Raw genomic sequence first — 19,637 nt, forward strand, 5'->3', positions numbered from 1 at the left:
AGATTGTCGAGGAAGAGGACGAACATAACTTCGACTTCGATCTGCTCGATCCAACCAAAATCATTCCCGAAGAACTCGTGCCGTTGAAGATGATCGGCAAGCTCACGTTGAATCGGAATACTGATAATTTCTTCGCGGAGACCGAGCAGGTGGCGTTCTGTCCGGGGCATATCGTGCCGGGCATCGACTTTACGAACGATCCGCTTTTGCAAGGGCGTTTGTTCTCTTATACGGATACGCAGATCAGCCGTCTGGGCGGGCCGAACTTCCACGAAATTCCGATCAACCGTCCGCTCGCGCCGATGCACAACGGCCAGCGCGACGCGATGCATCGCCAGACCATCGACAAGGGACAGGCCGCGTACGAGCCGAATTCGATCGATGGCGGCTGGCCGAAGGAAACCGCGCCGGCTGCGGTGGGCGGTGGCTTCGCAAGTTATACGCAGCGCATCGAAGGCGACAAGATTCGCAAGCGCAGTCCTTCGTTTGCCGATCACTACTCGCAGGCCACGCTGTTCTGGAACAGCATGACGGACCCGGAGAAGGATCACATCGTCGGTGGCTATTCGTTCGAGTTGAGTAAGGTGGAGCGCAAGTTCATTCGTGAACGTCAGCTTGGCCTGCTTGCCAATATCGATGAAACCTTGGCTGCGCGTGTGGCCGAGAATCTCGGTCTGCCTGCGCCGAAGAAGAGCGCAAGTGCGGAAGAGTTGGGCAAGTCGTCGCTGCAAGAATCGCCGATGCTGTCGATCGTGGCGAAGACGCCGCCGTGCGTGAAAACGCGAAAGGTCGCAATTCTCGCCGCCAAGGGCGCGGACGCCGCCAGCATTCAGGCCATCAAGGACGCGCTTGCCAAGGAAGGCGCGCAAGCCAAGGTGATTTCGCCGACGCTCGCCGCGCCCGCCGAAGGCGTGGAACCGGACGCGACCATTCTCGGCATGCCGTCGATCATGTTCGATGGCGTGATCGTCGCGGGCGGCGCGGCCAGTGCGAAACTGCTGTCCGAATCCGGCGATGCGCGTCACTTCGTGCTGGAGTCCTACAAGCATCTGAAGGCGATCGGCGCAATCGGCGATGGTGAAGATGTGTTGGCCGCCGCGCATCTGCCAAGCGGCGATGATGGTGTCGCGGTCGGCAGCGATGTCGCCAAGGTGATGAAGAGTTTTATCGAAACGATGGGCAATCACCGCGTCTGGTCGCGCGCGCAGAAGGCGGAAACCGTGCCTGCCTGATGTAGTTGCATAGGTCTGCGTTTCAAAACGCGCAATCGCCATCGCGATCATGTATTGCGATGGCGATATGCGCGCCTCACTGTTTTTGAGACACTGGCCGCACTGCTTTCACGAGGGTGCGGCCCGTGTTCGCTCAGGTGTTCGCTCAGGCAAGGCATCGTGCTGTCGCATGGACGTTTCTGCTCGTGCTTTTGCTCACGATGGCGGACGCGCGCGCCGATCCGCCGCTCGTTATCGGCGCAGTCCCCGCGATGGTGCCGCCGCTCGATATGGCCGATTCGGTCAATCATTGCTCGACCGGTCCCGGCGTGCCGCACGGTATTTCCACGGACTTCGTGCGCGAAATCGCGCATGCGCTCGGCGTGGAACCGCACTGGCGCTTCTTCACGACCCGCGCCGCAATGATCGATGCGCTTCGGCGCGGCGAGATCGAGATGGCGACCGGTGGAACCGGCGAAGATGGCAATGACAGCGGTCCGCCGCTTGCGCTCAGTCGTCCGTACTTTCCGGTCCGGCTGATCCATGTCGAGCCGATCGCTGCACGCGCGCCGACGCATCGGCTGGCATATGTCGGCGCGCAGACATCGGAGAGGCGTTTGCGCGCCGCTTATCCGACGCTCGAACCCGTCGCGTATCCCGCGTTGATCGATGCCTTGCTCGCCGTCTCGCTCGGCGATGCCGATGCTTTCGTTGGCGACGCCACGGCGACCGCCTACGCGATCACACATTTCGATCTTCCGAATCTGACGATCACCGCGCTGACCGGCATCGATCAGGGCGGCTACAGCTTCGTGTTCGCGTCGCAGCAGCCGGGCGCGGATGCCTTGAGGCAACGCGTGGACGCCGCGCTCGGCGCGCTGCCGCAGAAGTTCGCGCTGATCGAACAGGTGCGCTGGAATCCCGGCGCGTACGTGCTCAGGCGCACCGCGCGGATCGCGCTCACGCCGGAGGAGATCGCATGGATGCACGACCATCCCGTCGTGCATTATTCGATGCTCGCCGACGCCGCGCCGCTGATGTTCCGCGACTCGCGCGGTCAACCGGCGGGCATCACCATCGACACGCTCGATGCGATTGCGCGCGTAACGGGGCTGCATTTCGAACCGCGCATTCGAGCCAAAACGGAGCAACTTTCCGGTGACCTGAAGCAAGGCGTGTCGGCGGTGATTCCGTACAGCATCGGCGATCTTTCGGTGCTGCCGGGCGGCGAGCCGACCGCGTCGGTTGGCGAGAGCATTTTCGCGATCGTCACCAAGACCGATCAGCCGCGTATGCGCGATGCCGCCGCGCTCGCGGGCAAGCGCGTCGCACTGCCGAGGTATTCGGCAATCGAAAACTTCGTGCGCGAAGCTGCGCCCAGCGCGCACTTCATCTATACGCCGCCTTTCGCCGGCCAGTTCAGCGCCGTCGCCGATGATCGCGCGGACGCGACCGTCGTCAATCTGGCGCTCGCCAATTACGCGGTCGGCAATCCGTATCACCACGTGCTGACGATCAGCGGCGTGCTGTCGCCCCTGCCGATTCCGACGCGCCTGCTGGTGGCATCGAGCGAACCGGTGTTGCTGGGCATTGTCAATCGCGCGATTGCGTCGTTGCCGCCGGCGGAATTCGAGTCGATCCGCGCGCGCTGGAAGCTGAGCGAGCATCCCGAGGCGCTGTGGGAGCGGCGGCGTCCGCAAGTCGCGCTCGGCGCGGGACTCGGCGCGGCGCTGCTGCTGGTGATCGGCTTATGGGCGATTTCCCTGCGTACGCAGATCGTGCGACGCATCGCCGCCGAGCGAGCCATGCGCGTGGCGCGCGACGAAGCCGAAGCCGCGAATCGTGCCAAATCCACCTTCCTCGCCACCATGAGCCACGAAATCCGCACGCCGATGAACGCGGTGCTCGGTCTGCTCGAACTCGAATTGCGCGCGCCCGGCGAACGCGATGCCACCGAACGCGCGCTGACGACCGCCCATCGCGCTGCACGTGATCTGCTCGGCATGATCGACGATCTGCTCGATATCGCGAAAATCGAAGCGGAGCGGCTGGTGCTCACGGCCGCGCCGTTGGAACTGGAAACGTGGGTGGAACATGTCGTCGCAATCTACGAACCCGCGGCGCGCGCGAAGGGCATTGCGTTGGTGGTGAAACGCGACGGCGCGAACGGTCCCGCATGGGTGCTCGCGGACGGGCAGCGCCTGCGGCAGATCGTCGGCAATCTGCTGTCGAACGCCATCAAATTTACCGATACCGGCGCGGTCACGCTCGAATACGCGATCCAACCCGCAGACGCGGCGCAGCGCGCGGTGACGCTGAGCGTCGCGGACACGGGCGTCGGCATTCCGCCGGATCGGCAGGCCGCGCTGTTTACCCCTTTCGTGCAGGCACACGACGGCGGCGCGCGGCAGTTCGGCGGCACCGGACTGGGCCTGACCATCTGCAAGCGGCTCGTCACGATGATGGGCGGCGTGATCGAGCTATCGAGCGAAATCGGGCGCGGAACACGCTTTACCGTCCACGTGACTTTCCCGGAAACGGCCGCGCAGGCGTCTCCGCTCACGCGCCAGGAAAGCGCCGATGTGCCCGGCCGCGCGCTGTCCGGGCGATGCGTGTTGATCGTGGACGATCATCCGGCCAATCGCATCGTGCTCGACGGGCAGCTTCGCCTGCTCGGGGCCGTGACGCGTCTCGCCAGCGATGGCCGCGCCGCGCTGTCCGCATGGCACACCGAACGCGATACCTTCGATGTGATCCTCACCGATTGCTCGATGCCCGAAATGAGCGGCGAGGAACTCACGCAAGCGATCCGCCAAAGCGACGCGGACGTGCCCATCGTCGGGCTGACGGCGGACGCACAGCCGGAGGCGCGGGCGCGCGCGCTGGCATCGGGCATGACGGCATGCCTGGTCAAGCCGATCGGACTCGACGAATTGCGCAATGCGCTGGTGTCCGTGATGCGTGGTCCCAGTCGTGAGCATGAACACGAAGCACCTTTCGATGCCGCCGCGCTCGACGCGTTCGGCGATAGCCGCGCCGCGCTTATCGAGACGCTGAAGGCATCGAATGAACAGGATCTCGCCGATGCCCACGCCGCCATGCAGTCACGCGATTACACCCGCCTGCGCGAACTCGCGCATCGCATGAAAGGCGCATCCGCGATGATCGGCGCCGCGCCGTTCGTGCAGGCATGTATCGACTTGCAGGCGGCCTGCGATGGCGCGATGCACGGCGAACACGACGACGGTGTATCGGCTGCGTTCGAGACCTTTGTGTCCGCTGCCGTCGCGTTGGACGCCGCGCTCGGCGTGCCCGTCGCGCGTTGAAAACGGGCCGCTGTCCGCTGCAAACGCCGTGGCGCGGCACGCGTGTGTTCTAATTGGCGTCACTCGTCCCAAAAATGATGCGGCGGATCACGCTGCGAAAATGGTTGCGCTAACGAGGCATGAATCGAAGGGAACCTTACGTCACCGATCCGCTGCCGCGACGCCCGCATACTGCGCGCGCCGTGCTCGCCACGCTGTGCGCCGCGCTTTCGTTGCGCGCGGGCACGACGAATGCGCAGAAGCCCGATTGGCTCGATCCGCAAGTCAGCCAGGCCACGATCGTCGATACGATCTGCGTGCCGGGCTATGTCGATCGCGTGCTGCCGTCCTTCGATGCGCAGATGAAGCTCAAGGAGAAGCTGCTCAAGCAGCGGAGCATCGATGAGTCGTTCGCGGCGGAATATGCGCTCGATCATCGGATGCCGGTGTTGCTCGGCGGCTCGCCGACATCGCCCGCGAATCTCGATCTGCGACGCTGGGAAGGCCGCTCCGGCCAACGCCGCAAGGAGCGGCTGGCGGTGTATCTGAAGCGCTGCGTCTGTACCGGCGATATGACGCTGAAGGCCGCGCAAGGCGTCATGGCCGGCGACTGGGCGAGCAAATATCCGAATCTTTCGAGCATGTCTTGCGGCGGGTTCTGACGCGCATCGTCCGAAGGGTTGATCACATCGATTTAGAAAATCCATTGCAATAGACGGAATGTCGCAGCACGTGAACAACAATCAGGACTAAGATGGAGTTGTCTCAAAATTCCTTTCAGTCTGTCATCCGTTATTCATTCACGTCGGAGCCGCTATGACTTTTGCGTTCGTTGCCTTGTTTATCGTCGGCTCGCTGAGTTTGCATGCGGCGCACCGGAAACATCAGCGCGAGATCAGGCGTGCGCGCGTGCGAATCGACGCAAGAAGGTGACGCGATGAACCTGCTCCTGTGGAAATTGCCCCGGCGCACGTCGGCCCGCGAGGTGCGGCGCTTTCTCGAACACGAACTCGGTAGCTATGTGAGCGATATCGAAGTGCATGACGCGGGCACGTCGCACGCGTATGCCACGGCGACGCTCGCGACCGATGTCCCGTATATCGGCGAAGCGATGGCGCAGCAGTTATGCCAGCGCCGCCTGAACGACGAGCCGGTGCGCGCACGCGTGTCCGTTTCCGGCGATGCATCGGCGCGATTGCATTGAGCACGTGTTTCACATGGAGTGAACTTTGCTGGGCTGCGGGTGACGAACCGGCTATGGCGGCTATTTAGTCGATGAATCGGGTTCAACGCAACAGCAAGGCGAATATCGATGCGGCAGGCAGGGAAGAACAAGACGCCACTCGGCGCGAAGATGATCGGGGGCGTTGTCGTTCTGACGCTTGGTTTGAATGCGATGCCGGTATTGGCGCAGAGCAGCAGCGCGAAGTTGCCGCCTATTTTGACGCCGCCGTCCGCACAGGCGTTACCGGGCATGCCGGTTCCGGCTCAGCCTGCTTCTTCTGCATCTTCTCCTTCCGCTGCATCTTCTGCTTCCGAAGCGATGCCTGCTTCCGAAGCGTCACCGGCGAGCGCTGCATCGGAATCCGAAGTAACGGAAGCGCCGGAAGTGCCTTTGCCGCCGGAAGAACCCGAGCCGAATCTCGCGCAACGCATGGACTTGCCATCGTCGGGCGCGTTCGACATGCGCCAGACTTACGCGAAGGAAGTCACGCGCCGCCTGAATGTGCCGCTTGCCGATCAACAGGCTTATGGCCGTGCGCTACAGCATGCGCTCGAAGCAAACGGTCACGCGGACCTTGCCAACGAATACGTCGTAATGGTCGATCGAAGCGCGAACGTACAGGCGCTGTTCGTCTATTTCCGCGCGAAGTCTGCAGACGCGTGGTCGATGATCGGGGCATCGCCGGTAGCGACGGGACGGCCGGGCACATACGATCACTTCATCACACCGACGGGCGTGTTCCAGCATGTGCCGGAGAACATGGACTTCCGCGCCGAGGGCACGCTCAACGAATACAAGATTCGCGGCTACGGCGCACGCGATATGCGCATTTACGACTTCGGCTGGCAGGATGGCGAACGCGGCTGGGGCAAAGGCGGCAAATCGCCGATGCGCTTCCAGATGCACGCAACCGATCCCGAAAAGCTGGAGCCATTGCTCGGCATACGCCATTCGAAGGGCTGCGTGCGGATTCCGTCATCGCTCAATACGTTTTTCGATCACTACGGCGTGCTCGATGCGCAATACGAAGCCCGCGCCACCGAAGGCCAATCGATGTGGATTCTCAAATCTACGCGCCGCACGACGGCGTGGGCGGGCCACTATCTCGTGGTGATCGATACGGGACGCGAAAAGCGACCAGCGTGGTCGCCGGGACCGAACGCGGCGGCAAGGGCGAAGACGCCGGTGGGGGCGGAGACGGTGGATTGAGACGCTATTGGACTTCCCGGATGATCCGCGCGCTGTTTGTAATCCTCGAAATTTTCGGTCGCGGTGGGGCCGTCAATTTCGTAATGCTTGATTTCTGGAATGTACTTTGGATCGCCGAGGTAAGTGCCTATTTGCTGAGAGATTCGCTAGGATATCGGGCGATAGCGAGTGCGCTATTCAGACCTGCACGTCCCCGGCAATTTCACATACTTCCGTATGACCCAAAAAGAAACCAGTACCAACGAGCATGGATCGCGACATGAGCATGACGAGGAAGGCTACCTTCTATATTTGCTTGAGAAAGTCGAAGCAGCGCGTCGCTCAATGCGTGCCGGTCGTGGTACACCGAACGATGAGGTCGAATCATGCTTTGCCACGCGTCGCAAAAGACTGATTGGAGAGAGCTGATCCTCACTTCCCCCGCGCCAACAAAACCCCTGCCAACGCCACCGCAAACCCCGCCACCTGCACGCCGCTCAACCTCTCCCCAAACGCCAGATAACTCTCCACCGCCGCAAGCGGCGGCGCGAGAAACAACAGCGCGGTCGCGCGCGACGCATCGCCACGGCGCACCATCCACACGAGCAGTGTCGTTGCGATGCCCGACAGCATCACGATGCCCCACGCCAGCGATACCCACGTCGTCATCGACGGAACGAAGCGGTGTTCGCTTAACGCCATCGCCAGGAAGAACGCAATCAAAGCCGCGCCCGCGTTCTGCACGGCGCTCGCGCTTCGGATATCCGCGCCCGCCAGCGATGTCTTCTGATAGAGCGTCCCCGCCGTAATCGCGACGATCGCCAGCATCGCGACGATCATGACGAACCATTGCGGTGTCGTTGAATGCGCGCCCGCCGCGATCTTCGGCGCAAGCACGAGCGCCACGCCGATCAAACCAACCATCAGTCCGATCCACGCGCGCGCCGATAATCGTTCGCCAAAGAACCGCGCCGCGACGGCTGCTGTCAGCAGCGGCTGCAACGCGCCGAGCAAGGCCATCACGCCTGCGCCCAAACCTTGCGCGACGGCCCAATAACCCAACCCGAGATACACGCCTTGCAGTAAAGCGCCCGCAAAAAGATGCCGCAGCGCCTCACGCCCCGTCGGCCACTTCACGCGCGCCAGAAGCGCGACCACAGCGAACAAAACCGCCGTGCCCGAAAACCGCGCAAGCAAATAAAGATTCGGATCGACATAAGGCGTGATCGCGCGGGCGACGATAAAGCCGGTTGACCAGAGAAACACGAAAACCGGCGCAGCAAGCATCGACAACATAAGCAAGAAGTGTCAAAGAAACGCCGCAGTATCGATGCAAAGCGGCGACACGTCTTGTTCAGACGTGCACTCGGCCAATAGCCCCGCTGAAAAAGTTTTGCCACATAAGGCCGCTAAACTCCACACGACTCCCCATCCATTCACGCGACAAACACGCGACGAACACCGCCAAACGATGCTCGCCGAACAACGCCATCAATACATTCTGACCGAGCTGGACAAGCACGGCGCGCTCGCCGTGGCCGATCTGGTGCGCGCGCTCGATGTCTCGCGCGAAACCGTGCGGCGCGATCTCAACGCGCTTGCCGAACGCGGGCTCGTCACCACGACGCACGGCGGCGCGCTGTCGGTCAGCTGTCGCGAGCCGCACGTCGATGTGCGGGAAGGCGAGAACGCATCGGCGAAACAGCGTATTGGTGCGCGGGCGGCGGCGTTCGTGCCGGATGGCGCGTCCGTCATCATCGATTCGGGGAGCACCACGCAGTTGCTCGCGCGCGCCTTGCAGGACCGGCACAGGCTGAGCGTGTATACGAACGATTGGCGCATCGCCTTGCTGCTCGGGCGGCGCAATGGCAATCGCGTGACCTTGCTGGGCGGCGAGCTGGCCGATCTCGAAGACGCCGCGTTCGGTCTGGATACCGTGCAGCAGCTTTCGCAATATCACGCGGATTTCGCGTTCATCGGCGCGGGCGGCATTACGGGCGACGCGCGTCTCACCGATTACTCGCGCCTCGCCGCCGAAGTGCGCAGCCGCATGATCGCCGCCAGCGCGTGCGCAGTGGTGGTCGCGGATCATTCGAAGTTCGGCGCGGTGACCCCGGTTCGCATTCGCGGTTTCGAATCGGTGCGTTATCTCGTCACCGAAAGCGCGCCCGATAAAGCCTTGCGGCGCGCGTTGACGGCGCGCGGCCCGGAACTCGTCATCGCGTGATTTGATGACTCAGAGCGTGCCCGGATCGCGTCCTTTCGATTCGACGCCCGCCGCCGCCAGCGCCTCGTGCAGCGTCGTAAAAATATTCGATGCCCCGACGATCGCCGTCATCCCATGCCGATCCATATCCGCGCGCAGATACCGGTTCACGCGTCCGAACAGCACGGCGATATCGCGCGTGCGCAGATTCTCGAACAGATCGCTGACGGTGCGCGCGGCCGAATAATCGAGATCGGTGATCGCGCCTGCATCGACGATAAAGAAGCGCAGACCGCCCGGCGCGTTGTCCGCAAGCTGCGCCACTTCCTCGGTAAAGAAATGATCGTTCGCGTAGAACAGGTCCGCGCCGAAGCGATACACGATCAGCCCCGGCGCGGTGATCGTGCCCGGCTTCACGGGCGCGAACTGCCAGCGGCCCGAGGGCGCGGAAGGCGCGAGCATCATGGTATGCGGGCGATAGCTGTGGCGCACGTGGCGCATCAGCGAAAGCGCGACGGCCAGCAGAATGCCTTGCTCGACGCCGATCATCACCACGGCCGCCGCCGTGATCAGCGCGAGATTGAACTCGCCGGGACTTTCCGCGCGGATCTCGCGCAACTGCGGCACGTTGATCAGCCCGAGCGCGATGGTGAACACCACGCCCGCCAGCACGCAATGCGGCAGGTATTGCAGATAGCCGCTCAAAAACAGCAACACGACGATCACCACCGCCGCGAACGCAAGCTGGCCGACCTGACTGCGCGTGCCGGCGCGATCGGCCATGGCGGTTTGCGTCGGACTGCCGTTGACCACGAACGTGCCGGAAAACGCGGCGGCGGCGTTCGCGGCGGCGAGGCCGAGAATGTCGGCGTTGGTATCGACGGATTCGCGGTATTTCTGCGCGAACACGCGCGACGCCGCCGCGCTCTGCGCAATGATCATCACGAAGCACGATGCAGCGGGCGGCAGCAAATCGAGCGCCTGTTGCCAGGTCACATCGGGAAAGCGCAGCGGCGGCAGACCGCCCGCGACGGGACCGAGCAACGTGATGCCGTGCGCGCCGAAATCGAATATCTTGCTCGCCGCGATGCTGCCGATCACCATCACCAGCGGCACCGGCACGCGCGGCACGAAACGCTTCGCCGCGAGAATGACCACAACGATCAGCGCGGTCAGCGAGAGCGTCGGCGCATGCGCGTGAGTGGCGTGTGTGACCACGTAATAGAACTGCGAAAGACTTCGTGACGATGGATACGGCACCGTCATGCCGAACATATCGCCCAGCATGGCGATCGCCACTTGCACGCCGACGCCCGCAAGAAAGCCGACCAGCACCGTGCGCGACAGAAAATCCGCCAGAAAGCCGAGCCGGAAAATGCGCGCGCACAGCAGCATCGCGGCGGTCAGCAGCGCGACCATGCTGGCGAGCATTACGTATTCGGGACTGCCCATCGGCGCCATCGTGGCGACGCGGCTGGAGAAGATCGTCGCGGTCGCGGAATCGGCTGCCACAACCAGATGGCGCGATGCGCCAACCAGCGCGAACGCGGCGATCGGCAATAGCGCGGTGTAAAGGCCCGTGACCGTCGGCATGCCGGCGATGCGCGCGTAGCCGAGCACTTGCGGAATGTCCATCGAGGCGAGCGAAATGCCGGCGAGGGCATCGCGCAGGGCGGCGGCGCGTGTGATCGGAAGAATGCCTTTGAGCAGGCTCGACGGTTTATTCATATCGCTTTGCTGTTGTGACGTGACACGCCCCGGAATCGTGCATCTTACCAACACGCTTTTGCAGATCGTTTCGCGTATCAAGTCTCGATGTGAGCCAACTGCAAGCTTGGCGAAATGTGTCGAATGTTGGCGATACGTGGCGCGTTCACGTCGATGTCACAGAGCTTTGCGATGCTTCGGGCTGAACATCGAACAGGCTGGAAAGGCCTCCACGATTCACCGTTTCCCCGACAAGAGAGACTCAAAATGACTCGCGATCTTCGCCTCGCGCGCAAGCTGTTGCCGACCGTTGCCGCCGCTATCTCGCTGTTCGCCGCGCTGCCCGCGCATGCAGCCGACGCCGTCGTGCTCTACACCGCCGATGGCCTGGAAAATCTCTACAAGGACGTGCTGCCCGCCTTCGAAAAGAAGGAAGGCGTGAAGGTGAATATCGTCACGGCGGGCAGTGGCGAAGTAGTGAATCGTGCGACGGTCGAGAAGGATTCGCCGAAGGCCGACGTGCTCGTGACGCTGCCGCCGTTCATTCAGCAGGCGCAGCAAAACGCGTTGTTGCAGCCGTATCAGAGCGTGAACTACAAGAACGTTCCGGCGATCGCCAAGGCCAACGATGGTTCGTGGGCCACCTTCGTGAACAACTACTTCTCGTTCGCGATCAACCCGGAAGTGACCAAGTCCGCGCCGAAGACTTTTGCTGATCTGCTGCATCCGACTTACAACGGCAAGATCGCGTATTCGAATCCGGCTACCGCGGGCGATGGGATGGCGGTCATCATCCTGACGTCGGCGCTGATGGGCGAAGATCAGGCGTTCACGTATCTGAAGAACCTCGAACAAAGCGCCAAGTTCCACACGAAGGGCACGGGTTATCTCGACGTGCTGCTCTCGCGTAACGAAATCGCCTTCGCGAATGGCGACCTGCAAATGGATCTCGACGATGCCGCCAACGGTGGCCTCTCGATCAAGCCGCTGTTCCTGTCGCACAAGGCTGGCGAAGCGCCGACCACGTTCCAGTTGCCGTACGCGATCGGCCTGATCAAGGGCGGACCGAATCAGGCCGAAGGCAAGAAACTGATCGACTATCTGATGTCCTCCGAAGTGCAGGCGAAGGTGCCGGATATCTACGGTATTCCGGGCCGCACCGATGTGCCGCTCGCAGGCAAGAACGGCGAAGCGGTCAAGCAGGCCATTCACGGCGTCAAGCTGATTCCGGTGGACTGGAATCAGGTGATGGAAAAGAAGGCGGGCTGGACCGAACGTTGGAAGAACGAAGTAATCGGCAATTCGGGCAAGCAGGTAGACGTGGTCAAGCCGAAGTCGTAACGTGAGCGCGCTTCCTAAAACTGCTCATGCGCCCGCTGGTGTTCATATCGATCGGTTGACGGTGCGCTTCGGTGAGCGCACCGTGCTCGACGATTTGTCGCTGAAGATCGAGCGTGGCGAGTTTCTCACCGTGCTCGGGCGCAGCGGCTGCGGCAAGACCACGCTGCTGCGCTTTATCGCCGGTTTCGTGAAGGCAGATGCGCTCGCGGGCAAGCTGAGTATCGCGGGCCGCGATCTGACGCATACCGCGCCGCATCAGCGCAATCTCGGACTGCTGTTTCAGAGCTATGCGCTGTTTCCACATCTGTCCGTATTCGATAACGTCGCCTTCGGTTTGCGTGCGCGCAAGCTGAAATCGAACGAGATCGCACGGCGTGTTGCGGATGCCTTGAAGCTGGTGCAATTGTCCGATGCCGGTCATGTGATGCCCGCGCAATTGTCGGGCGGCATGCAGCAGCGCGTGGCGTTGGCGCGCGCGTTGGTGATCGAACCGGATGTGCTGTTGCTCGATGAACCGCTCTCCGCGCTCGATGCCAACCTGCGTGCTTCCGTGCGCAGCGAATTGAAGGCGCTGCATGAGCGCTTGCCGAATCTGACCATCGTGTGCGTGACGCACGATCAGGACGATGCGCTCGTGCTCTCCGACCGTACGCTCCTGATGCGCGATGGCCGTATCGCGCAACTCGGCACGCCGCGTCAGCTTTACGATACGCCGAACGATGGCTTCGTCGCGCGCTATCTGGGCGCGGCGAATCTGCTGCCGCCGCGCATCGTGTATCCGGTTGGCGATGCGCGATATGAGGAGCGCGAACGTCTCGCGTGCATTCGCCCCGAGCGATTCACCATCGTGCCGCTGGGCGGAGGGCAGTTGCATGGCACGGTGGCATCGGTCGAATGGTATGGCGCGGCGCTGTCCATCTCCGTCACGCTCGATGCCATGCCGAACGAACCCGTGCTCGTTACCGCGCAGCGCGGCCACCATCGCATGCCTGACAAAGGCTCGCGCGTTTCACTTCGCTTCGAGGCTGACGATGTCGTCCTTGTTCGTCCCTGAGAGCATCGCGCGCGACGATCGCCACGTCGTCACCGATGCCGAACTCGATGCGCAATTCGCCGCGCATGCGCAGGCCGCGAAGCGTCGCGAACGCGCGGCGAACTGGCATCTGCTGTTTATTCTCGTCGTGGTGCTCGGGCCGCTGGTGGTGTATCCGCTGGCGCGCATGGTACTGCTGAGTTTCAGCGGGCCGCATGGTTTGTCGGTGCATGCGTATGCGGCGTTTTTCGGCAATCCGGAGACGCGCGGCGTGATCGGCACGACGCTTGGCATTCTGTTTGCGAGTGCATCGCTTGCGTCGGTGTTGGGCGTTGCTTTGGCATCCTTGCTATTTTTCAGGCCGTTCGCGGGCGCGAAACTGCTTACGCGTTTTCTTGAGCTTTTCGTCGCGTTCCCTTCGTTTCTGGTCGCGTTCACGCTGATCTTTTTGTACGGCTCGCAAGGTTCGGTGAGTATCGGCTTGCAGCGTTTGTTTTCGCTCGATTCCCCGCCGATGGACTTCCTCTTCGGCATCGGCGGCGTGATTCTCGCGGAAGTCGTGTTCTATGCGCCGTTCGTGGTGCGGCCGACGCTGGCATCGTATGCAACGCTCGATATGCGTCTGATCGAAGCCGCGCGCAGCCTCGGCGCGAATGGCTGGATGGTCGCGTTCAAGGTGATTCTGCCGCTCGCGTGGCCGGGCATCGCGGCGGGCACGATTCTGTGCTTTCTGCTCACACTGAACGAGTTCGGCATTCTGCTCGTGCTCGGCAGCGCGCATCTGATTACCTTGCCGATCGCGATTTATAGCGCGGCAACCGTCGATCTCGATCTGCCGACGGCAGCGGCGGGTTCCGTCGTCATGTTGCTGATGTCTTTATCGCTGTACGCGCTGTATCGGCGTGTGAATCGCAAAACAGGATCGCGCTGACATGCAGCTTTCGGCTTCCATTTTCCGCTTATTCCGTTTCTCGTCGATGATGCGTCACGCGCTCACCGCGCTGATGGCCTTCGCGTGCTTCTGGCTGTTCGTGCTGCCGGTGATCGTGGTGGCGCTGTCGAGCGTGGCCTCGCACTGGTCCGGCACGATCTTTCCCGATGGCTTCAGCCTGCGCTGGTTCCAGCGTCTAGGTTCGAGCGATTTCGATGCCATTACCACGAGCCTGCAAGTGGGCTTCGGTGTCGCGATCATCGGCACCATGTTGGGTCTGTGGCTCGCGCTGGCGCTCGAAGGGCGCGACCGGCGCGGTATCGGCGCATTGGTCGATGCGGTCGCGATGCTCGGCAACGGCGTGCCGAGCGTGGTGCTCGGGCTGGCCGTGCTGATCGCGTATCACAAGAAGCCGCTGGATTTGTCGGGATCGGCGGCGATCGTGGTGCTGGTGCAACTCGCGCTCGTGCTGCCGTTCTGCTATCGATGCGCCGCCGCCGCGCTTCGTCCCGAACTTACCGTGCTGCGTGAAGCCGCTGCAAGTCTGGGCGCGCCGCCGCGCATGGTGCTCTTGCGTGTGGTGCTTCCACAACTCGTGCCCGCGATTCGTGCTTCGCTGGCGCTGGGTTTTGCGCTGTCGCTCGGCGAATTGGGCGCAACGCTTACCGTTTATCCGCCGGGATTCGCGACCGTGCCGATCGTCGTGGTCGGACAGGTCAATCGCGGCTATTACTTGCCTGCATCGGCTTTGTCGTTGATTTTATTGGGCGTGTCTCTTGCGGCGTTGCTGTTGATCGCCGTGAAAGTGCCGCGTCAAATAAAGTAGCAAGACAAACTCCACAAAAGCCACGGGCGGTATCGTCAGAAAGCCAAAATAATTTTTACCGATGCCACCGTGCGCACCAACGAGGCGCGCCGCGCGCCTGTCATACCAAAAAAAATAAAAGTGGCGTAACCTGCTCATTCAAACGAAGGCCGCATCAAAGTGCCACGAGGCTTGTCTCGCCTCGACCTGTTCGACTCACAGACTCATAGAAAACTGAACTCCCGGCACGCTTTCGCGGTCGTTGCATATGTTGCAAACACCGGAGGTTTCGATGACGATGACATCCGTCGACCTGGAATTCGACCAGCTCAACAGTACCGTCGATGCGCTCAGGCGCTCGATTTCGAACCGCCTGATGTACGGCGTCGGCAAGGACGCGGTCACCGCGCAGCCGCGCGATTGGCTACATGCGGTCGAACTCGCGGTGCGCGACCGGCTTGTCGCGCGATGGATGCGCACCACGCGCATGCAGTACGAACAGGACGTCAAGCGCGTCTACTACTTGTCGATGGAGTTTCTGATCGGCCGGACCTTCAGCAATGCGCTGCTCGCGCTCGGTATCTACGGCGAAGTGAAAGAAGCGCTTTCGGGGCTGGGTATCGATCTGGCATCGCTCGAAGATCTCGAACCGGATGCCGCGCTCGGCAACGGCGGTCTCGGGCGTCTTGCCGCCTGCTTTCTCGATTCGATGGCAACGGTCGGCGTGCCCGGTTTCGGCTACGGCATCCGCTATGAATACGGCATGTTCAGGCAGACCATCGTCGATGGCAACCAGGTCGAAATGCCCGATTACTGGCTGCGCGCGGGCAATCCGTGGGAGTTTCCGCGCCCTGAAGTGACGTACACGGTGCACTTCGGCGGACGCACGGTGCAGCATGGCGACAGCACCGAATGGATCGACACCGAACGCATCAACGCGATGGCCTACGACACGGTCATTCCCGGCTTCGCTACGACCGCAACCAACACGCTGCGCCTCTGGTCCGCACGCGCCACCGACGAGTTCGATCTCTCCGCGTTCAATCAGGGCGACTATCGCCGCGCGGTGGAAGCGAAGAACACGTCGGAGCATGTATCGCGCTTGCTGTATCCGGATGATTCGACGCAAGCGGGGCGCGAGTTGCGTCTGCGTCAGGAATACTTCTTCGTCTCCGCGACGATGCAGGATTTGATCCGCCGTTATCAGCGCACGCATACGCATTTCGGGCGGCTCGCGGAAAAGGTCGCGGTGCATCTGAATGACACGCATCCGGTTTTGGCGATTCCCGAACTTATGCGTTTGCTGGTGGATGAACATCAGTTGCCGTGGGACAAGGCGTGGAAGCTGATCCAGCAAATGTTCTCGTACACGAACCACACTTTAATGCCCGAGGCGTTGGAAACGTGGGACGTGGAAATGCTCGCGCGTTTGTTGCCGCGTCACCTCGAAATCATCTTCGAGATCAACGCGCAGTTCCTCAAGCAAGTGACCGAGAAATTCGGCCGCGACGTCGAACTGATCCGCCGCATTTCTCTCGTCGATGAATACGGTCAGCGCCGCGTGCGCATGGCGCATCTGGCGATCGTGGCAAGTCATAAGGTGAACGGAGTATCGAAGCTGCATTCGCAATTGATGGTGCAGAACATCTTCTCCGATTTCGCGCGAATGTATCCGGAGCGCTTCACCAATGTGACGAACGGCATCACGCCGCGCCGATGGCTGGCGCAGGCGAGTCCGTCGCTGTCATCGCTGATCGACAAGCGTTTGGGCACGCGCTGGCGCACCGATTTGTTCGAACTGGGCCGCCTGCGCGAATGGCGCGACGATCCCGAGTTCCGTCAGGCCTTCCACGATGCCAAGTTCGCCAACAAGCTGCGTCTGGTGGAACGCGCCAAACGCGATATGAACGCGATCATCAATCCCGAAGCGCTGTTCGATTTGCAGGTCAAGCGCATTCACGAATACAAGCGGCAACTGCTGAACATTCTCTACGTGATCGTGCGATACAACCGTATTCGCGAGAATCCGCAGGAGGACTGGACGCCGCGTGTGGTGATGTTCGCGGGCAAGGCGGCTTCCGCCTACAAGATGGCAAAGAGCATCATCAAGCTGATCAACGATGTGTCGAAGAAGATCAATTCCGATCCGCTCGTGGGTGATCGGCTGAAGGTTGGCTTCGTGCCGAACTACGGCGTAAGCGTGGCAGAACTGATTATTCCGGCCGCCGATCTTTCCGAGCAGATTTCGATGGCGGGCACGGAAGCATCGGGCACCGGCAATATGAAGCTGGCGTTGAACGGCGCGCTGACCATCGGCACGCTGGATGGCGCGAACATCGAAATTTGCGATGCAGTCGGGCGCGAGAATATCTTTATCTTCGGCAATACAACGGATGAGATCGAATCGCTGCGGGCGGCGGGGTATCGGCCGAGACAGATTTACGAGAGCAATCCTGAGTTGAAGGTCGCGCTCGATCAGATTCGGTTAGGGCATTTTTCGCCGGAAGAACCGCACCGTTTCTACGATATCTTCCATACGCTGGTGGACTGGGGCGATCACTATATGGTGCTCGCCGACTTCGAGAGCTTCGACAAGACGCAGACCGAAGTCGATCTGAAGTATCGCGACAAGGATGCGTGGACGAAGAGCACGATAGAAAACGTCGCGGGTATGGGCATTTTCTCGTCGGATCGCACGATTGCCGAGTATGCGCGCGATATCTGGCACGTCGAGCCGTTGCAGATCGGCTGATGTCAGCGCCGCGTGATGCGTGTCACGCGGCCGAGCGTTGCTTGCGGAAAATGCGTCGTGAGGACAGCAATGACATCGTTGATGTCGTCGCTGTCCGTTTCGACGTAGAGCGTGCTGCAATCGTGAAGGCGGTTCGTCGAGGTGACGTAGGCGTGCGTGCCCGCGCCGAATGCGTAGCCGAGCATATCGCGCGCGGGTGATGAATCCAGACCGGGAACTGTCAAATCGAAGGCGACGCAGTGGCGTGCGTGGGGAAGGGCGGGCGAATCGAAGGTTCGGTACATCGATCAAAGCCGCGCGACGGCGGCTCGCAGTCAAGACCTGTGCACTGTAGCGCCGCCGGGCTAAACGCCTTGCTAAAGACGCGCTTTGCGGCGTAAAAACCGCATCAAAATCACGCCTGCGGTTTCGGCGCTGCCGATGCCGCCGCGTGCTTCGCGATAGCTTCCGTGACCAACGCGGCGACCATATCGGCGAAATCCTGATCCTTCGTGATAAGCACTTCGCGCTCGCCATCGGGCGTGTCCGCCATCAATTGATAGATCACGTCCTGCGTGATCCACGTCAGATAACCGACCACCACCATCATCACGCCGAGCACCAGCGCCGCGCCCGAGCCGGTGACGACGCCCGCGCCCAGCGCCACTGCGCCGATCAGCGCCAGCGCTACGGGCAAGGTCTTCTTGCGCTCGATTTTCACGACGCGCGCGGCGCGCAGCTCGCGCAACGGAATCATCTGGCCCGATGCCGACAGGCCCGCGCGCGACAGCGTGACGCCACGTTCGTTAAAAGGTGTGTTCATGAAATCTTCAAATCCGGAGTGAGCCGCGTAGGTTACCAGACCGACGTGGCGGCCTCCACGTGACGGCTATTTATTTCAAATCGGCGGAAAGATAAATATCAAATAATGCCGATTTTCAGTTCTGGCGCGCGGCACAAATCTGGTGGTTTTGTTTCGGCTGATTCCCGAATGAAAGCCCGATTTATTATTCAGGTTTACATGCTCATGAAAGCATCGGCGCGATTGAATTCATAATATCGCTGGACTTCGATTTATCAATCGACCATTCTGAATTGAAGGTTGCAGTCATCCGATTTTAAATACCGCGGGTTCACGATTTATATATCGTGATTTCCTGATTCGAAAATGTGGTTTCGAGCCATTCTTTTCGATACGGAACTGACTGACGCCTATCCCGCTTGAATTAGCAGGCTGACCTGAAGCCGTCTCCGCGAGACAGGCAATGGACTCGCTCGGCCTCCCGTTCCGGCGCTCTCGTTTCTCGATTCTAAAGGCGTGTCTTTCCGTTTCAAGCATATCCAGAAAGGTGAAGAGAATGAAAAAATCATATCGGACGATTTGGAATGACGTATGTCGCGCCTGGGTGGCGGTTTCAGAGATCGTCGTTGTATGCGGTGCGCGGTGTGGAAATGTGATTATGTCGTGTGCGCGCCGTCCGAAAATGTCGATATTCAGAAAGCGATTGGCGTTAGCTCTTTTTACGCTATTGTTTTCCGGCGCCGCACACGCAGTGACAGGCTTTTACGTCAACGACAATGGCGATACGGCGTGTTACGGCATCGTAGATGGCGGCACGACTAGAGTGATATCGTCGTCCGCCACCTGCAACACGACCAACACGACCACCGTGATGACCAACAGCGGAATGATGGTCGTCGGCGGCGTGCAGGGCGCAGGTTCGATCGGCGGCTTGCCGACCTCGATAGGCGGCGTGACCACAGCGGGCGGATCGACCGCGAATACGTACGGCTTCTACGTGCTGAACAACGGTGCGTACATCAACGGAACCACGAACGGGACGCAAATTATCGGGGGGTTGCGAGCATTTCGGGGCTGGCGTCGCTGGACGGCGGTGCATCGCTCAATAACCAGAAGATCACGAACCTCGCGCCGGGCACAGCGCTGACGGAC

General features: G+C 61.2%; 16 protein-coding genes. 12 read left to right on the top strand and 4 right to left on the bottom strand.

Features of this window, described 5'->3' with window-relative positions; translation table 11 throughout:
* The 5 genes from P7F28_RS13165 to P7F28_RS13185 form a co-directional block, all read left to right on the top strand.
* A partial coding sequence (locus P7F28_RS13165) for a catalase (protein ID WP_277184937.1) occupies positions 1–1,232 on the top strand: 1,232 nt, incomplete at its 5' end.
* Positions 1,233–1,357: 125 nt separating this feature from the next.
* A complete protein-coding gene (locus tag P7F28_RS13170) occupies positions 1,358–4,537 on the top strand; it encodes a transporter substrate-binding domain-containing protein (protein ID WP_277184938.1) in 3,180 nt (1,059 codons plus the stop codon).
* 119 nt (positions 4,538–4,656) lie between these two features.
* Entirely contained in the window at positions 4,657–5,178 is a 522-nt protein-coding gene (locus tag P7F28_RS13175; protein WP_277184939.1) for a hypothetical protein, read from the top strand.
* 275 nt (positions 5,179–5,453) lie between these two features.
* A complete protein-coding gene (locus P7F28_RS13180; RefSeq protein ID WP_277184940.1) occupies positions 5,454–5,720 on the top strand; it encodes an RNA-binding protein in 267 nt (88 codons plus the stop codon).
* A gap of 108 nt (positions 5,721–5,828) precedes the next feature.
* Complete coding sequence (locus tag P7F28_RS13185; RefSeq protein ID WP_277184941.1) at positions 5,829–6,950, top strand: L,D-transpeptidase; 1,122 nt, start codon at positions 5,829–5,831, stop codon at positions 6,948–6,950.
* Positions 6,951–7,361: 411 nt separating this feature from the next.
* Here the strand turns inward: P7F28_RS13185 and P7F28_RS13190 are convergent, their stop codons facing one another.
* Positions 7,362–8,225, bottom strand: coding sequence for a DMT family transporter (locus P7F28_RS13190; protein WP_277184943.1), 864 nt, complete (start codon positions 8,223–8,225; stop codon positions 7,362–7,364).
* 175 nt (positions 8,226–8,400) lie between these two features.
* Between P7F28_RS13190 and P7F28_RS13195 the strand changes: the two genes are divergently transcribed.
* On the top strand, positions 8,401–9,156 hold the full coding sequence (locus tag P7F28_RS13195; protein WP_277184944.1) for a DeoR/GlpR family DNA-binding transcription regulator: 756 nt from the start codon (positions 8,401–8,403) through the stop codon (positions 9,154–9,156).
* Between the two features lie 9 nt (positions 9,157–9,165).
* On the opposite strand, the gene P7F28_RS13200 is transcribed toward P7F28_RS13195, so the two are convergent.
* Entirely contained in the window at positions 9,166–10,863 is a 1,698-nt protein-coding gene (locus tag P7F28_RS13200) for a SulP family inorganic anion transporter (RefSeq protein ID WP_277184945.1), read from the bottom strand.
* 246 nt (positions 10,864–11,109) lie between these two features.
* Between P7F28_RS13200 and phnS the strand changes: the two genes are divergently transcribed.
* The 5 genes from phnS to P7F28_RS13225 all read left to right on the top strand — a co-directional run bounded on the left by phnS (position 11,110) and on the right by P7F28_RS13225 (position 17,704).
* Positions 11,110–12,183, top strand: a complete 1,074-nt coding sequence (gene phnS, locus P7F28_RS13205; RefSeq protein ID WP_277184947.1) for a 2-aminoethylphosphonate ABC transporter substrate-binding protein — start codon at positions 11,110–11,112, stop codon at positions 12,181–12,183.
* Position 12,184: 1 nt separating this feature from the next.
* Positions 12,185–13,237 (top strand): 2-aminoethylphosphonate ABC transport system ATP-binding subunit PhnT, encoded by a 1,053-nt coding sequence (phnT, locus tag P7F28_RS13210; RefSeq protein ID WP_277184948.1) that lies wholly within the window; start codon positions 12,185–12,187, stop codon positions 13,235–13,237.
* On the top strand, positions 13,215–14,147 hold the full coding sequence (locus P7F28_RS13215; RefSeq protein ID WP_277184949.1) for a 2-aminoethylphosphonate ABC transporter permease subunit: 933 nt from the start codon (positions 13,215–13,217) through the stop codon (positions 14,145–14,147). The genes phnT and P7F28_RS13215 overlap by 23 nt, the downstream gene beginning before the upstream one ends.
* A 46-nt stretch (positions 14,148–14,193) precedes the next feature.
* Positions 14,194–14,973: a 2-aminoethylphosphonate ABC transport system, membrane component PhnV gene (gene phnV / locus P7F28_RS13220; protein ID WP_277185154.1), complete on the top strand. Its 780-nt coding sequence runs from the start codon at positions 14,194–14,196 to the stop codon at positions 14,971–14,973.
* 277 nt (positions 14,974–15,250) lie between these two features.
* Positions 15,251–17,704: a glycogen/starch/alpha-glucan phosphorylase gene (locus tag P7F28_RS13225; RefSeq protein ID WP_277185155.1), complete on the top strand. Its 2,454-nt coding sequence runs from the start codon at positions 15,251–15,253 to the stop codon at positions 17,702–17,704.
* A 2-nt stretch (positions 17,705–17,706) separates the two neighbouring features.
* Here P7F28_RS13225 and P7F28_RS13230 read toward each other — a convergent pair whose 3' ends face one another.
* Together P7F28_RS13230 and P7F28_RS13235 are read right to left on the bottom strand one after the other, a co-directional pair.
* On the bottom strand, positions 17,707–17,988 hold the full coding sequence (locus P7F28_RS13230; protein ID WP_277184951.1) for a hypothetical protein: 282 nt from the start codon (positions 17,986–17,988) through the stop codon (positions 17,707–17,709).
* Between the two features lie 110 nt (positions 17,989–18,098).
* On the bottom strand, positions 18,099–18,506 hold the full coding sequence (locus P7F28_RS13235; RefSeq protein ID WP_277184952.1) for a DUF6232 family protein: 408 nt from the start codon (positions 18,504–18,506) through the stop codon (positions 18,099–18,101).
* Positions 18,507–19,041: 535 nt separating this feature from the next.
* Between P7F28_RS13235 and P7F28_RS13240 the strand changes: the two genes are divergently transcribed.
* A complete protein-coding gene (locus P7F28_RS13240; protein WP_277184953.1) occupies positions 19,042–19,632 on the top strand; it encodes an ESPR-type extended signal peptide-containing protein in 591 nt (196 codons plus the stop codon).
* The last annotated feature ends 5 nt before the right edge of the window (positions 19,633–19,637 follow it).

This window comes from Caballeronia sp. BR00000012568055 (assembly GCF_029439455.1).
In the GTDB taxonomy this organism is placed as follows: Bacteria; Pseudomonadota; Gammaproteobacteria; order Burkholderiales; family Burkholderiaceae; genus Caballeronia.